This window comes from Tautonia marina, assembly GCF_009177065.1.
Taxonomy (GTDB): Bacteria; Planctomycetota; Planctomycetia; order Isosphaerales; family Isosphaeraceae; genus Tautonia; species Tautonia marina.
Genome location: NZ_WEZF01000026.1, coordinates 94,788 through 110,211, shown reverse-complemented (window position 1 = coordinate 110,211; position 15,424 = coordinate 94,788). Strand labels below are relative to the sequence as shown.

Genomic DNA, 15,424 nt, shown 5'->3' with positions numbered 1-15,424 from the left:
CTGACACAAACCCTGCAGGAGCGTAGCGGTCAGTGTACCATGACCCTGCCGTCTGGGTCGGAGAAAGGGTGACATCACCCGCGTTGTCGAACGTGAAGATTTGACCAGCCTGTGTCCCGCTGGGAAGCATTGCAACAGTAGCGAGCGTGAGACTGATCCAGGTGATTCGAAGCAAACTCATCTGACACTCTCTTCCTCGATCGGCTGAATCCTCCAATGCCGGAGGAAATCCGCTTCCACGGCATTGTCAGGAAATTCGAGCATGCTCAAGCGCATTCAATTCCTCTTGAGCGAGTTCGAACCCTAGCGGGCCTACCCAACGGACACAAGTGCATGATGACAAAATACACCACCCCCCCCTCACGATTGCATTGAGAAATTCTGTCTACCTTCACCGATCGACAGAGGATATCAAACCATGTCCGTTTCCGACGATTGCCTGGCGTTGGTCAGGCGGAGGGGCAACGTTTGGCACGGGGACGGCAGCAGCCTCGAATCCTTCGCGTCAATTCATGGAATTGGACATCTTCGCACACACTTCATTCTGTGCATCCCATCGAAGGGAACGCGTGTCGGGTAGCGTGAGTCCGTCGTGGGCCTGGTGAGGGTCTGGGGGCACTCGACTCGGCAAACTGCCTGGACTGTCAAAGGCTATACTGGAGCGTTCGAGATGAAGCCGATCTCGTTCTCGTGCGAAGCGTCGTTGGGAATTTCTGCCGAGGAGATCGCTCGCGGCATGCTTGAGTTGGACCGATGGCCCGATTTTCAGGGTTATGGGCCGCTGCCAGGGATTCGGGAGGCGTCGTTCGAGGTTCGGACGCCGGAGGTCGTCGGCAGCGTGGTTCGGGTGTCGAACGCGGACGGTTCAACCCACACGGAGACCGTGACCGAGTGGAGCCCGCCACGGCGCATCCGGCTCCGGCTGGGCGGATTCTCCCCGCCGCTGTCGCGGTTGGCGACCGACTTCGAGGAGACCTGGACGTTCGAAGAGCTGGGCGATCGCACGCGGGTCGTCCGCACGTTCGACCTGCATCCTCGGTCCGTCGTCGCCCGGCCCTTCCTCTTGTTGATCTCGCTGCTACTCCGGGGGGCGGTCCGTCGGCACCTTCGTCGGATGAACGAGCCGGAGACCGCTGATCGGTGATCGCCCGGCGTGTGAGGAGTGCTGCTGCCAGTCTGAATCGGTGGGTTCACCGTTTTCGGATCTGGCTTCTGCGTTCGTTCGACCCAAGAGGACAGACAGGAAGCAGTCCTACACATTGGTTTGATGCCAGGCAATAGCCCCGGGTCGGGCGTTGGGATACCGAGCGGGCTGCACCGGGTGCGGCTGGTCGTTTCAGCGGTCGGGTGTTTCGAGCAGTTCGAGCAGGCGGTCGAGCTTGGATTCGAGGGCGGAGAGGCGGTGTTCGATGGATTCGACCGGTAGCGTGGGGCGTCCGTCGGCCGGGGATCGCATGGCTTCCATCTGACGCTGGTTCCCCTCGAGAGCGGATTCGATCGATCGGAGGTAGGCCTGCCTGTCCGCGGCCTCGCCCATACGGTCGAGATACTGTTGCTTGATACTGTCCAAGGCGTGCTCAAGGGTGATCCTCTGGTTACGATCGTCAGGGCGCTGGGCATGGTCGAGAGCCCTGCGCCCAGAATCTTCCAAACGCTCCCGATAGAGTTCACCGAAGACCTCCGCCTCGATGGTGAGCAGTTCGACCTCTGGTCGAGCCCGGGCGATCGCACGCCGAAGCATCTCCTGCTCTCGATGGAGTTTTTCCAAGCTTGATTGTCGGGGACCGCCCGTTACCACCGGCCGTTCGAAAGGACTGGCTAGGGGCTCGCCCGGTGAGTCTTTGAGCTGGTCGGTACTGACCCGGCCCCGAACGTCGGTGCGGTCGCCTTCCACGTCTTCCGATGGGGTCGGCACGACCCCAGCCACCCCGCCGAAGTTGATCCTACGGTAGATGTAGCGGGTCGAACCTGGGTCGGTTCGTTCGAAACCGGAGGGATGGGGGGCGTCGGGATCGACGAAATGGAGCGTGAGACGATCACCTTCGATCCGGTAGACGCCGCGGGACCGGGGAAGGGATTCCCGGCCTTCCCTGGTGGACCGTTCAATGCGGGGAGGGGTCGCGGTCGGATCGACGAGATAAATCGGGTATTCGCTCGTGGGGAAGGGCGGCCCGATCCCGTGACCAACCGCCCCATGATGCACACCGACCATCAGCGGGATCGGGTCGTCCTTCGGCATACCAAGGTCGAGAATCGGTCCGATGTCGATCCTTGGGACCATGTCCTTGTTGAGCACATCGCCTTCGATCGACTGAAGACGCCATTTCCCCAGAAGATCCGCCACGCCTTCGAAGGGTGGGGGAGCCTTCGCCGCGTCGAGGTCGCCAGGGGCGGGACGATCCAGGCCGTCGGGGCGGTCGCCTTCCGCATGTTCTGCCGGGGTTGGGACGACATCAGCCACCCCGCCCGCGTTCGGCGTCGAGCGTCGCGGAGCCTCGTCGCGAACCCGAGTAAAGACCATGAGCGAGGTGGACTCCCCCCCGTAATCGAAGTCATCGGGCCGGGCGGAGTTGGCAAAGGCGACGTGAAGGGTCAAGGTCTCTTTGTCTAGGCGACAGATTCCCCGATTCGCGATGATGAGGGAGTCCTCCGAGATTGGGACCGAGGCGGACTCGGGTTCGAAGGAGCAGTAATCCCAGGTCAGGGGAGTTGCGTCGGTATCGACGAGAACACATTGATTCACCCGAGCATTTTTGGCAGTCACCCGCACGTCACCATCAACCAGCTCGAACGGGATGAAGGTCGATTTGCCCGAGAGTATCACCTTCGATCCGCCCTGGACACACCCCACGAACGCGATCTCGAAACGGCTCGTGCCCTCGGTGATGGGATGTCCGTTGATCGAGACGCAATTCCAACCGCCGATCAGCGAACGGACCGCGTCGGGGAGATCGTCGGCGGCGTCGGGAGCCGAACCCCCGAGCACCGGGGGCACAATTGCCAAACGAGGGCCGTCGTTGGTCGTGTGCCACAGGGCCGCGAGGCCGGAGGAGCCGAGGCCGAGGGCGAGGAGGACGACGAGGGCGGTGAATTTGAGCTGGTGGGCGGCCATGCCGGATAAGACTCCTGTGGCGAGGGAGAGGGCGACGCCGGGGACGGTCCCGGGGGCGAGGGAACTGCCGAGGGCGAAGGTGGCGGCGGTGCGGGAGGTGCGGTGGATGAGGGCGTGGGGGACGCTGAAGGCGCGGGTGGGGAGGGAGAGGAGGGTGCCGGAGAGGAGCGAGGCGGGGGCGAGGCCGAGTCGGGTGAGGCGGCGGCGGAGGAGGGAGCGGTCGCGGGACTGGCGACCCTTGACGGTGCCGATCGGGCAGCGGAGGCGCGCGGCGGCCTCGGCGTGGGAGTGGCCTTCGAGATCGCAGAGGATGATGACGCGGCGGTAGCGTTCGGGGAGACGGTCGATCGCCTCGTGGAGGGCGACGCGGTCGGCGTGGGGGAGGCTCGCGCAGGGAGCGGCGAGGGTGGCGAGGGTGGCGGTCGAGGGGCGTTCGAGGTGGGAGCGGCGGGAGGAATCGGCAATCAATCGGGAGCAGACGCGGCGGGCGACGCGGTGGAGCCAGGGGCCGAGCAGTTTGGCGTTGCGGATCGAGCCGGCGCGGCGGGAGAGGACAAGGAAGGTGGCCTGGAAGGCGTCGTCGGCGTCGTGGGGGTCGGCGAGCAGGGCGCGGCAGGTGCGGAGGACCATCGGCCCGTGGCGGGTGACGAGGGCCTCGAAGGCGTATTCGTCTCGGGAGCAGACGAACAGGTCGAGCAGCTCGGCCTCGGAGCGGCCGAGGAGCGTCCCCTGGCGGAAGAGGCGGTCGAACTCGCGGATTCCGGCGGTCCGGGGGTTGCCGGGCATGAGGGCGGTCCTTCGGGAAGGGTCGGCGTCCGGAGGTCTGTTCGAGGAGAAAGAGGCGGAGTTGGGGGCGATCGGTTACGCGAATTACGGGAATCGGACGAGGGACAGGCCGGGGCGCCGGAGGTTGCTCCCAGGGTTGGGGGGATTGGGCGGTTTCAGGATGGTCGCGATCGCATCGGCACGCAAGAGTGGCGCTGGGCCCCATCGGGGACCGTCGCGGCCCGAGAGGAGTGCGAGGACGGGCCGTCGGTGGTTCAGGAGGGACAACCGGCGTAGAGTGGGGAGACGCGCTTCATCTCAGAGGGTTCCCTTGATGGCCAAATCTCCCGTGCTTGATGAGATCCAGCGGCTCGATCCGGTGACGGATTGTCAGCGGATCGTGAGCCTGAGCAATACGTTTGATTTTTCGTTCGACGTGGCGCGGTCCCTGGAATTTGCGCTGTTTCGGACGTATTGCGTGCCGAGCATCTCGGGATTGCTGGATCGGACGGGGGAGTTCGCGGCGAGGCCGCAGAAGCGGTACGACGATACGGACCTCATCGTCAGCATCTTGATGGAACACGGGTACGAGAGCGATCGGGGCAAGGAGGCGTTACGGGCGATGAACGGGATGCATCAGAGATTCGCTATCGCCAATGATGATTATCGCTACGTGCTTTCAACCTTCGTGTTCGAGCCGATCCGGTGGAATGCGCGGTTCGGGTGGCGGGCGTATGTGGAACAGGAACGGCTGGCGATGTTCCACTTCTGGCGAGCGGTGGGCAAGCGGATGGGGATCAAGGAGATTCCCGAGGATTATGCGGCATTCGAGCAGTACAACGTCGCGTATGAGCAGGAGCACTTCCGGCTGGCCGAATCGAACGTGAAGATCGGGCAAGCGACGCTTGACCTGTTCCTGAGCTGGTATCCGAAGGCGATCCGACCGCTGGTGCGCCCGGCGATGTACGCGATGATGGACGAGGCGATTCTCAGGGCGTTCGACTTTCCACGCCCCTCGAAGACGATGAGGCGGCTGGTGGAAGGGGCCTTGAGGGCTCGGGCGGTCGGATTACGGATGATGCCGCCCAGACGTCGGCCGTACTATCACAGCAACAGGCGCACGAAAAGCTATCCGAAGGGATATCGAATGGGTGATCTTGGCCCACCAAGGGCTTCGGCGATTCCGAAATCGAGCGATGAGCCGAGGGGAGAGGAATCGGATCGCATGCAGATCTAATTTTATGTTTTTCTGAATGACGAATCGCCTCCCGGATCGAGGGGGTAGACCCCGATCGAGGAGGCGATAGACGCCGAGTCGAAAGCGTGTTGATTGCAACGCTCGGCGAGGTGAGGTGTTTCGTGGTTGCGCGAGTCACTGTCCGTAGGAGACGGCGGCGGGCTGGCCGATGGGGTAACCGCCACCGACGAGGGAAACCGGCACCGGGACGAACGCGTGAGGCGGTCGAACGTTCCGCACGATCAGGTTCACATAGCCATTCGAGTTGTTCAGCATCCATCGAAGCCAATCGACGTTCGGCGTCGGCTGACCGTTGACCGAGACGATGATGTCGCCAACTTCCAGACCGGCCCGCTGGGCCGCTCCACCCGGCATCAGGCTGGTGATCATCAGGCCAACCTGCGGAGGAGCGCCCCCCTGCCCCGGATTCACGTAAGCGACGGCCGGTCCACCGCCGGGCGCGCCGAACGAAGGAGGCAGCGAAACGACCTGCGTGTAAACGCCCAGCGAGTAGCCATTGGTCGGCGTTGGGGCCGGCTGAATGTACGCGGGGGCCGGCTGTTGGATCGGAGGCTGTTGGATCGGGGGCTGCTGGATCGGGGGCTGTTGCACGGGGGGCTGGCCGCCGACGAGGAACGGAGCGACCTGCTTCTTGAGCTGGTTGACGAACTGTTGCGGGACCTGAGCCTGAGCCTGGTTCGACCCACTGGCGAGGACGATGCCCGAGATCACGGCGAGGGTCGGCAGGGAGATCATCGTTCGGTAGAACATGTCAGGGCTCCTGAATTCGCAGGTGATGCTGAATGTGTGGTGTTCTTGATCTGGCTCACCTGACCAGTTGTCGATTTGGCATCGTGCTCAGGTGACGTGGAGCTCTGTGGTCCACATTTGGTGCCAGAGCACAAAAACACATGAAAAACCAGGAAAGAAATTTGCCGCAAGCTCTTGCCAGACAACAGGATAAAAACCTGGAAAAAGTTCGAATCGCGTTGTAATCGAGGGAAAATCGCCTGGGAACTTCCGCGGATCGCGTCGGCTCGCGTGAGAAGGCTGGTGCGTGCCCCGAAGAATCCTGGTGGGGGCAGTGGTTGAGGCCGAGAGGGCTCGACGGTGGGCACTGGGAACGCGGACGGGATGTGCCGGAACGTGCGGACCTGCCCCGTCCTGGTGAGCGACTTACGATGACGGCCGAGGCGGTGACAGGTGTTCGAACGCGCCATGATCGTGGTCACAGGCGGGAGGGCCGAGATCCCAGAAATCGAAGGAGTCGGACAGGGAGGAGAGGTCGAGAGATCGCTCGGCGTCGGTGAGGAGGCAGGCGTCAAGGGAGGCGGAGAGTGCGTCTGGGTCGAGGTCGAGGCCGATGAAGACGAGTTCCTGGCGGCGGTCGCCGAAGTCGGGGTGCCAGTCGTCGAGCGCAGCCTGGCATTCGACGGGGTCGTCGGGCCATTCGGATTTGGGGGTGTCGGCGAGCCAGAAGCCGGCAGGCTCGGTCCGGCAGGCACCTCCAGCGAGGGAGTACAGGCCGACGAACGACGGGCGAGAGGCAAGCCAGAAGGTCCCCTTGGCGCGGAGAAGACCGGGATGATCGGAAGAAATCCAGGCATGAAAGCGCAAGGGATGGAAAGGGCGTCGGGAGCGATAGACGAAGGATCGGATGCCGAATTCCTCGGTCTCGGGCGTGTGTTCGCCGCGCAGCTCGGCGAGCCAGCCAGGGGCCTCGGCGGCGCGCTGGAAGTCGAACCTGCCGGTGTCGAGGATGGCGTCGAGCGGGACCCGGCCGAACTGGGTGGGGACGATTGAGGCCGAGGGGTTCAGGCGTCGCAGGAGGGCATCGAGGCGGGCCAGGTCGGCTTCGGGCACGCGGTCGGTCTTGTTGAGGACGATCACATCACTGAATTCGACCTGATCGAGCAGGAGGTCGGCAATCGTGCGGTCGTCGTGATCGCCGATGGCGAGGCCGCGGTCGAGGAGATCGTCGGAGCGCTCGATTTCGGGGAGGAAGGCGCCGGCGTCGACGACGGTGGCCATGGTGTCGAGTCGGGCAATCTCGGAGAGGGATTGCCCCTGATCATCCTCGAACGTGAACGTTTCTGCGACAGGCATCGGCTCGGAGATGCCCGTGGACTCGATCAGGAGGTAGTCGAAGCGGCCTTCGCGGGCGAGGCGGGCGACCTCGATGAGCAGGTCCTCGCGAAGGGTGCAGCAGATGCAGCCGTTGGTCATCTCGACGAGACGCTCCTCGACACGTCGGAGGCTTGCACCGTCGCGGACGAGGCGGGCGTCGATGTTGATCTCGCTCATGTCGTTGACGATCACGGCGACCCGGAGCCCGGCGCGGTTGTGCAAGACGTGGTTCAGGACCGTCGTCTTGCCCGCGCCAAGGAAGCCTGAAAGGACCGTGACAGGGAGGCGATGGGGGGATTGGCTCATGAGAGGTCGGTCCGGGTCGGAGAGGATTGCAAGGGCATGCCAACGCGCCAGCGGTTGGCGATATCTTTCCAGGTGGAGACGAGCTGCTCGGCGGGGATTCGGAGTTTCGGCCAGGCGTTGATGCCTCGCTGGCGTTCGCCCGGGCCAAGGTGGTCGATCGCCCAGGATTCGTAGGCGATGATCGCCTCGAAGACGGAGAGGACGAGGCGATGGGCCCGGCCACAATCGTCGGGATCGAGGATCGGGCCGAGTTCCGGGACCGATCCGGCAGCCAGCAGCTCGGAAGTCAGCGTCGGGGATCGATCGAATGAGAGACGAAACTCGAAGCGACGGACCCCGATGGCCCCGACGATCGGATCCGTCAGGACAAGGCCCGAACCCCAGAGCACGAGCGTTCGACCCTCGTCGAGCGGTTTTTGATAAGCGCTGGTGCCTCGACCACCTTCGGCCACGGGAATGCGCTGGAAGCCGAAGCCGATCAGGGCGTTTCCCTGAGGGCGTCGGATGTCGAGACCCCAGCACCACAACTGGAGGTCGAGCAGGTTGGCGGCCTCTCGGCGTAAGGTGGGCGGAATCGGCAAACCGGTTCGGGGGCCTCCGGTGCGGAGCCGTCGTTTGGTCAGGGGCAAAGCCATGAAATACGTTCCTCCCAGTGCGAGCCGGCGCCCGGATCCCCTCACCCTTGGCGGACGAAAGGCCGAAGGGAGCACTCCTGGAACCAAGACCGAGGGGCGCGTGATCGTCCGGTACACGACACGCCCTGCAGGGGATAGGCGTGGCATCGGAAGATCGTGCAAGCCCGGCGCGAAGTGATCCCAGAATCGGATCTCGGGCGGATTCAAGAACAGAACGGTCAAATCAGGCGGCGCTGGCTGACCGTTTGTCGGGAGGGGCGCGAGGGCCATGAAGCCCGATAGGCCTGTCCAAGGTGGTCAGGGGAGGGGTTGCAACCTCGGCGATTCTGATCGACTCAGGGAACGGAGGAGCCGGGATTGCGAGGGGGATCGAGACGGCGTTGATCGTTTTGCAGATCAGGCAGTCGTCGTGCGTCGGGGAGACCGGGTCAGGCGCATTCGAGGAGGACTCACCCGAGTCGTGATGATCACAGCCGGGCAAGGCATGAAGGGCCGGTCCTACCAGGGCTCCAACCCCGTAGGCGACCAGCAACCAGGCGATGAGGAGACGACCGACAGCGAGAGTCATGCCAGGAAGATGTCGGAAGGAGTCCTCGACCCATTGATTGAGAATCGTATTGCAAAATCATCTTAACCGAGAGACCAAGGTTGGGCCAGTCCGAAGGGCCCAGTCCAGAGGTGACTATAGCGTGGTTCGCAACTGAGGCGAGGTGAGCATTGCCGGGAACGGGTCTCGGGGGTAATTTAATGCGCTCCCCTCGGAAGGATCTGTCATCTTTCCTCTTCGGGACCAGGGAACGAGGTTGCCCGATGCGACTTTGCCGTTTCGCACTCGACGACGACGTGGCGTTGACCGGCTATTTCATGGACGATCACGTGGTCCCGCTCGACCAGGCGATCGAGGCGTTCACCGAGGCGATGGATCTGGAACTCTTGATCCTTGACACGGACGACCTGATCGGCCTCTTGCCACCGAGCGGTCGGTCGCACCGGGCAGCCTGGGAGCTGTCGAAATGGGTTGAGGGGCTCGATGAGGAGACCTTGAGCGAGCTGTCGGTGCCGCTGCACGAGGTCAGGCTGTTGCCGCCGATCGAGCGGCCGGGCAAGATCCTGATGCTGGCGAGGAACTATCCGGAGCATAGCGTCGAGGTGGGGGACATCGCGGCCGAGCGGGCCGAGACGTTCCCGTACGTTTTCCTCAAGCCGGGAACGACGGTCAGCGGGTCGGGCGACCCGATCGTGATCCCGAACATCTCACCCGACGGCATCGACTGGGAGTGCGAGCTGGGTGTGGTCATCGGCCAGACCTGCCGGGGAGCCTCGGAGGCGGACGCCCTGAAATATGTGGCGGGTTACACGGTGCTCAACGACGTGAGCGACCGAGGGTTCCGCCCCAATCCGGGGAGGAAGAAGCGCGAACGCGACGCCTTCTTCGACTGGATGCATGGCAAGTGGCACGATGGGTTCTGCCCGATCGGCCCTTGCATCCGGTCGGCCGACAGCCTGACCGACCCGCAGCGGCTTTCGCTCAAGCTCTGGGTCGATGACGAGGAGATGCAGAACAGCTCGACCGCGCAGATGATCTTCCCGGTCGCGGCGATCATCGCGTTCATCAGCTCGTTCATCACGCTGGAGCCGGGCGACATCATCGGCACGGGCACCCCCGGCGGCACCGGCAAGGGTCGCGGCCGGTTCCTGAAACCGGGAGAGGTGGTGACGGCGGAGATTGAGGGGATCGGGACACTCGTCAACCCGGTCGAGGCGGAGGAGTAAGGGGCTGGACAGGCCCATTCATTGGCGGTTGAGTGCGTGTTCCCCCTCTGCCCCGTGTCGAGTGAGAGCGGGTCGGGGTGAGCAGGGCCAGAACAATGCCTTGGGCTCGGCTCCGCACGCACAGTCCCCTCACCCCAACCCTCTCCCCGAAACCAGGGAGAGGGGGCCAGAATCGTTCGGTCAGAACAACGCCATGCACCCAGTACCGGCCCGTTTGGCGAGCACGAGGGCGAGTTACGAGCGATCTGAGGTACTCGGCGTCTCGGCGGCAGCGGAGGCGATTGGCGCAGTGGAGGTCTGAGCGGGGGGGGCTTGCCATTCGAGGCCGCCGGCCTTCACGGTGTCCTTGAAGGTCGGGCAGGACAAGGAAACACCAAGCCAGGAGCCGAGCGTCGCCAGGTCTTCGTTGAACAGATCGACGAGCCGGGCGAGTTGGCTGGGAGAGAGCCGGGGCTTTTGCTTGAGGGTCCAGAGCCCCCGAACCCAGGTACGCACCGATTTGGGCACCAGAGCGCGGCGCAGTTGCTTCAGGCCAGGAGCCTCGACGATCGCGTCACGCAACGGGCTTTTTCGCATCCGCTGATTGGAAACGTTCTGCGCGTCGAGGTCGTGCTGCCAGGTCGGCGTGTGCGGGTGGCCAAGGAATCGGCAGACTCGTTCCAGCTCCGGCTGCGGTGCCGAGGCAATTCGCTCGAAGAAGACCGGCAAAATCCGATCGCTGCCGAAGGTTTCGAAATACGGGAGCAACTGCATGGTGTAGCGGCTATAGGCGATCAGCTCGGGATGAGCGTCGATCGCCTCGTCAATTCCCATCTGGTTCGGGATGACACACTGTGACCACTCATGAACATACTGAGAAATTAAACGATCAATCGGATGCCGCATCACGTAGATGAGCTTTGCGTCGGGGCAATGCTCGCGGAGGCGATCGATCGTCTGAGGATAGGTGGGAAGTTTGGTGTAGTGGGTGCTTGACTCGCCTCGGAGGTCGCCGGGCTTGGCGTCGGCAAAGAGGCTGAGATACCAGTCTTTCCCCCTGGCGTACTGGTCGTCGTCGCTAAAAAAGTTCGGCTCCTTCAAGTCGGTCATGAAGAAGCCCGGCTGGCGGGCGAGCTGCTCATGGAGGGTGCTGGTCGCACACTTCATGGCCCCAATGATGATGAAGTCAGGCGCGGTATTCATGAGGATTGGTTCAGAATACGAAAAGGTCATGAATGGTGAAGTGGGCCGGGTTTGGCGAGCGGCTCGGGAGTGGGGATGGAGTCGGGATCGGAAGGTCCGAGCGGCTTCCGGCTGGGAGAAGGGACGGGGGGAAGCGGCCATTCCTGGAGCGGAGATCGCCAGTTGGTCCAGAGATCGCGGGCCTCGGCCTCACACGTGTGCGGTGTCTTCGAGCCAAGGACTTCTCGGGAGAGCGAGACAAGCCGACCAGCATACCAGAGGAGATTGGCGAGGAACACTCCCCGGAACCCGCCGTAGAACTTGGCGAAATAACGTGTCCGCGATGCATAGAGATAGGGACGCGGGCGCTTCCGGGCGGCCATCTCCTCCTTGACCGGACTGCTTCCCCCTCGGAGGTGAACGACGTGGGCCTCGGGCCAGGAGAGGACGCGCCAACCGGCCTGACGAGCGCGTCGGCAGTAATCGATGTCCTCGAAGTACATGAAGTACCCCTCGTCCATCGGCCCGATCTGATCAATGACGGCGCGGCGGACCAGAACGCAGGCGAAGCTGATCCATTGCGGTTCGAAGGGTTCGTCCGAGACCGGGATCGGCACGTCGAACGCCCGGAGGAGAGAGGTCACCGGGCCGGTCCGGGCGGCGGCAATCAGCTCGCTGGCGGGTGAGGGGAACCGAAAGCAACTGATCTGGGGCTGACCATCGGGCCACTCCAGCCGAGGGCCGATGAGCCCGGCCTCGGGATGGGCGTCGAGCCCCGCAAGGAGGCTAGCAATCGCCCCGGGCCGGACGATCGTGTCGCTGTTCAGCAAAAGATAGGCCCGAGCGTCCACCGCCCGAATGCCCAGATTATTCCCGGCCGAGAACCCGCCGTTGACCTCTGAGGGGAGGAGGTCAACCCAGTCGTGCCAGTGATGTTCGTCGATGGCCTGTCGGATTTGTTCGACCGAAGCGTCGCCGGAGGCATTATCGACGACCACCACCCGATCCTGGAGCGGATCGACTTCACTCTGGAGCGAGGCCAGGCAATCGCGCACCATCTGAGGGGTTCGATAGTTCAGAATCACAATCGCAAGGCGTTTCACTCGATCCTCTTGCGCATCGGCTCCCAATCACCGGCCGAGTCTGCAAGAGGCCGGGGAGGACGGACCAACGAAGGCCCGAGCGTAGGAATCAACAGAGGCCCCTGCAATCGCCTGCCAAGGCTCGGGACCGTGTCTGGGTATCACGGATCGATCGGCGAACTGTGACGGTCGAAGCGGGTGGCCGGTCGAGGGTTGATCACCCCCTCGTGTGGCCAGGACTAACCGGGCGTGTGGGTATCAACGCCCGGCTGGATCGTACAGCAAGGGGAAAAACGGCCCGTTCATCGGGGCTCCCTGGGGAATCGGGGGAACGCCGTCGAGAAGAACGTCGTTGGTGTCGGAACGAACGCCGTCTCGAAAGACGTTGATGACGGTGGCGCGACGGGGGCGATCGGTCCGATTGGCGAAGGAGCCGTGGACCATCAACGGATGATGGAACGTGGCCTCGCCCGCCTTCAACTCGACGGCGACGGGATTCTGGAACATGGCCCATTGCTCGTCGTCGAGGACCTCTCGAATCGCCTCCATATCCCCGGCAAGGCCCGTAATGGGCAAGAGGGGCCAGCGGTGGCTGCCAGGTACATAGTGGACGCAGCCGTTGTCGATGGTGCTATCGTCGAGGCCGATCCAGCAGGTCAGGTGGGCCATCGGGATCGTGCGGGTCCAGTAGGAATAGTCCTGGTGCCAGGCGACCACGCCGCCGTGCTTGGCGGGCTTGCAAAAGAGTTGATCGTGCCAGAACCGGACAGCGCCGCCAAGCAGTTGCGAGGCGGGAACGGTGAAGGCTGGATTCCAGAGCAGATCGTGAAAGCCCGGTTTGATCCGCCAGGCGCCGAGCGCGTGAAAGAGGACGCGGTCCGGATCGGCCGATTCGTTGCTGTGATACTCGTACCAGAGGTCTCGGCCGGGGTGGTCGGGATCGAACCACTCGGCCAGTTCCTGGCGAAGGGCCTCGACCTGGGCCTCGTCGAGAATGCGAACGCCGGGCAGGTAGCCGTTCTCGTGGTAGAACCGAACCTGATCGTCGGAGAGGCGGAAGCGGTCGGGGTCGGCGCGGAGGGCCTCGGCGAAGAGGTCGCCGACAGGCCCTTGGGACTGCGAGAGGTCGGTGACGGTGGCCATGAGTCGGGCTCGATTCGTTCAGGGACGTTCGGGGGCTCGGGCCCCGATTCCGAAGCGGCATCGAGTGCTATTGGATCATGGCGAGACCGAGCGATTCAAGGGGGACATCACACCCGGAATGAGAACCGCGCCGGCTTCAGGAATCCCGAAGCCGGCGCGGCGATCACGTTCTCGAAGGGGGAACGATCACAACTGGTCGGCGCTGAGAACTTCTCCGCCTCGGGTGGTCCCAAGCGCTCGCCAGGTGAACAGGTTAATCGTGTTCTTGATGAAGCGAACACTACCGTCGCCGAAGACCATGTTCACGCCGCCGGGATGCCGGCTGCGGAAGGCATAGGTGGGAGGCTGAGAGGTGGTCGCGACGACGCAAGGCGGGTTTCCGTCGACGAGCGACCGGCAATAGCCGGCGCTGTTCTGGACGTCGGGCAGGGAGCTGTTGGGGCTCAGGTAGGTCGAGGCGCTGACAGCGTCGCCCCACCAGGTAAAGCCGCGGAGGTCGGCCCCCATGCCCTTGATGAGTTCGCCGGCCAGGAGCGTGTTGGAGGTTCCGTCGCGGAAGTCGGCGAAGCCGTAGCAGCGGCCGCGCGAGGGATAGAAGCGCTGGGTAGTATCGGCATCGGAGAAGGCGGCGCCGAGCCAGGGGGCGTCGGGGTAGATGCCCACGGTGTAACCGCCGCCTACGGTGCCGAGCGACTGGTAAATGTCGCCATTGCCGAAGTTGACGGCGTAGTTGTGCCAGGTGATGCCGTTATAGATCGATCGGTCGGAGGGCTTCTCGCCGTCGCTCGGGCAAAGCAGGTTGTTGACGATCGATCGGGTCACGGTCAGGTTCGGGGGGCTGCCATAGCGGAGCTGATTCGCCGGGCCGTTGCCACCACCCGAGGTGGTCCCGGGAGACCAGTAACGGCCATACTGGTTATACGAATTGTACATGTTCACCTGCTCAATGTAGGGCAGGATGTAGACCTGAAACGTGCCGAAAACGGCCGTGCGGTGCCCCGGAGGCAAGACTCCCGCCATGTCATGATAATTATGCATGGCGATGCCGATTTGCTTCAGATTATTGACACACTGAGCACGGCGGGCCGCCTCTCGGGCGCTTTGAACCGCGGGCAGCAGCAGCGCAATCAGGACGCCGATGATGGCGATGACAACCAGCAATTCGATGAGCGTGAATCCTGAGCGAAGTCGACGCATCGGGAACTCCTCTTGCGAGTGCAAGGTCAAAGGACGGGAGCGAACGGAGCGAGAGGGGTTTCGGTCCCACCCGGTGGGTGGTCATTTCTCGAGAGAAAAGTCGAAGGTGTTCGAGCCGCTTGAGGTGACCTCCGCGGTGAGGGTCGATTCGGTGTTGTACTTCGAGGGGATCAGCTCAATAGGGTGAATCGGGCCGAGCCCGGGCATTTGAGCATCCCCCTCTCCTGTAACAGCGACTTCTTCGCCCGATGCGCTCGAAATTCTTACGACATACGTGCCGGGAACGAGCCCATCGACCTGGGCAATGGAATATGACCCCGACGTGATCGGCGCGCCGCTCATGATGGGCTCGGCGTTGCCGGGATCGGGGAAGAACTGAATTCGGCCGTCCTCCAACGGCTGACCGTCGAAGGTGACGGTGCCGTCGATCGGCATGCGTTGCAGACCGTCACCCCCTCCGCACCCGGAGGCATAGGCGATGGTCAGGGTGGCGACGAGGGTCCATCGGCAGAAGGATCTTGTGGCGCGATGATTCATGAGACGCGAGGTTCCGAGGGACTCTGGAGCATCGCGACCTGAGTGCCGGAAACCACTCCACCGTGGCACGGCCACCCGGCAATTCTCCAGAGGTCACAGTGGGGGGGCAGGGCGCAGCAGAACGAGCGTCCGAAGCGGCCCGAATCTCGGCCGCACGGAGTTCAAGAGGAAAACGATCAACCAACGCTCAAGCTCGGATCGATCGATCGACCAACCCACCACCCAGGCACGGGAAGGGAGAGGGAGGTTTTCCGAATCACGCCTGAAGACTCAAACGAATCCTCGGACGAGATCTCGGCCCAGGCGGGCAGAGCGCAATCGCAAGCGTCGAGTGATTCCTTGGTACGGG

Annotated in this window: 13 protein-coding genes; 3 read left to right on the top strand and 10 right to left on the bottom strand. The window is 63.4% G+C overall.

All coding sequences use genetic code 11. The features are described from left to right. On the bottom strand, window positions 1–181 hold a 181-nt coding region (locus GA615_RS28305; protein WP_235905656.1), incomplete at its 3' end, for a hypothetical protein. Between the two features lie 489 nt (window positions 182–670). Between GA615_RS28305 and GA615_RS24190 the strand changes: the two genes are divergently transcribed. Further along, complete coding sequence (locus tag GA615_RS24190; RefSeq protein WP_152053909.1) at window positions 671–1,144, top strand: SRPBCC family protein; 474 nt, start codon at window positions 671–673, stop codon at window positions 1,142–1,144. Window positions 1,145–1,336: 192 nt separating this feature from the next. Here the strand turns inward: GA615_RS24190 and GA615_RS24185 are convergent, their stop codons facing one another. Beyond that, window positions 1,337–3,898: a sigma-70 family RNA polymerase sigma factor gene (locus GA615_RS24185; protein ID WP_152053908.1), complete on the bottom strand. Its 2,562-nt coding sequence runs from the start codon at window positions 3,896–3,898 to the stop codon at window positions 1,337–1,339. Between the two features lie 313 nt (window positions 3,899–4,211). Here GA615_RS24185 and GA615_RS24180 point away from each other — a divergent pair, with 313 nt between their 5' ends. Further along, the gene (locus tag GA615_RS24180) at window positions 4,212–5,114 is read left to right on the top strand and encodes an oxygenase MpaB family protein (RefSeq protein WP_152053907.1); all 903 of its coding nucleotides are present in this window, start codon (window positions 4,212–4,214) and stop codon (window positions 5,112–5,114) included. Window positions 5,115–5,249: 135 nt separating this feature from the next. Here GA615_RS24180 and GA615_RS24175 read toward each other — a convergent pair whose 3' ends face one another. The 3 genes from GA615_RS24175 to GA615_RS24165 form a co-directional block, all read right to left on the bottom strand. Beyond that, window positions 5,250–5,885 carry a PDZ domain-containing protein gene (locus GA615_RS24175; protein ID WP_152053906.1) on the bottom strand — a complete coding sequence of 212 codons (636 nt, stop codon included), beginning with the start codon at window positions 5,883–5,885 and terminating at the stop codon, window positions 5,250–5,252. Window positions 5,886–6,290: 405 nt separating this feature from the next. Then, window positions 6,291–7,547: a zinc metallochaperone GTPase ZigA gene (gene zigA, locus GA615_RS24170; protein WP_152053905.1), complete on the bottom strand. Its 1,257-nt coding sequence runs from the start codon at window positions 7,545–7,547 to the stop codon at window positions 6,291–6,293. After that, a complete protein-coding gene (locus tag GA615_RS24165) occupies window positions 7,544–8,182 on the bottom strand; it encodes a hypothetical protein (RefSeq protein ID WP_152053904.1) in 639 nt (212 codons plus the stop codon). The genes zigA and GA615_RS24165 overlap by 4 nt, the downstream gene beginning before the upstream one ends. A gap of 810 nt (window positions 8,183–8,992) precedes the next feature. Here GA615_RS24165 and GA615_RS24160 point away from each other — a divergent pair. Beyond that, the gene (locus GA615_RS24160) at window positions 8,993–9,955 is read left to right on the top strand and encodes a fumarylacetoacetate hydrolase family protein (protein WP_152053903.1); all 963 of its coding nucleotides are present in this window, start codon (window positions 8,993–8,995) and stop codon (window positions 9,953–9,955) included. 234 nt (window positions 9,956–10,189) lie between these two features. Here GA615_RS24160 and GA615_RS24155 read toward each other — a convergent pair whose 3' ends face one another. The 5 genes from GA615_RS24155 to GA615_RS24135 all read right to left on the bottom strand — a co-directional run bounded on the left by GA615_RS24155 (window position 10,190) and on the right by GA615_RS24135 (window position 15,075). After that, a complete protein-coding gene (locus tag GA615_RS24155; RefSeq protein WP_152053902.1) occupies window positions 10,190–11,137 on the bottom strand; it encodes a sulfotransferase family protein in 948 nt (315 codons plus the stop codon). Window positions 11,138–11,163: 26 nt separating this feature from the next. Beyond that, a complete protein-coding gene (locus tag GA615_RS24150; RefSeq protein ID WP_201750304.1) occupies window positions 11,164–12,219 on the bottom strand; it encodes a glycosyltransferase family 2 protein in 1,056 nt (351 codons plus the stop codon). 237 nt (window positions 12,220–12,456) lie between these two features. Further along, window positions 12,457–13,341, bottom strand: a complete 885-nt coding sequence (locus tag GA615_RS24145) for a phytanoyl-CoA dioxygenase family protein (RefSeq protein ID WP_152053901.1) — start codon at window positions 13,339–13,341, stop codon at window positions 12,457–12,459. 186 nt (window positions 13,342–13,527) lie between these two features. Continuing rightward, entirely contained in the window at window positions 13,528–14,538 is a 1,011-nt protein-coding gene (locus GA615_RS24140; RefSeq protein ID WP_152053900.1) for a DUF1559 domain-containing protein, read from the bottom strand. Window positions 14,539–14,619: 81 nt separating this feature from the next. After that, complete coding sequence (locus tag GA615_RS24135; RefSeq protein WP_152053899.1) at window positions 14,620–15,075, bottom strand: hypothetical protein; 456 nt, start codon at window positions 15,073–15,075, stop codon at window positions 14,620–14,622. Between the last annotated feature and the right edge of the window lie 349 nt (window positions 15,076–15,424).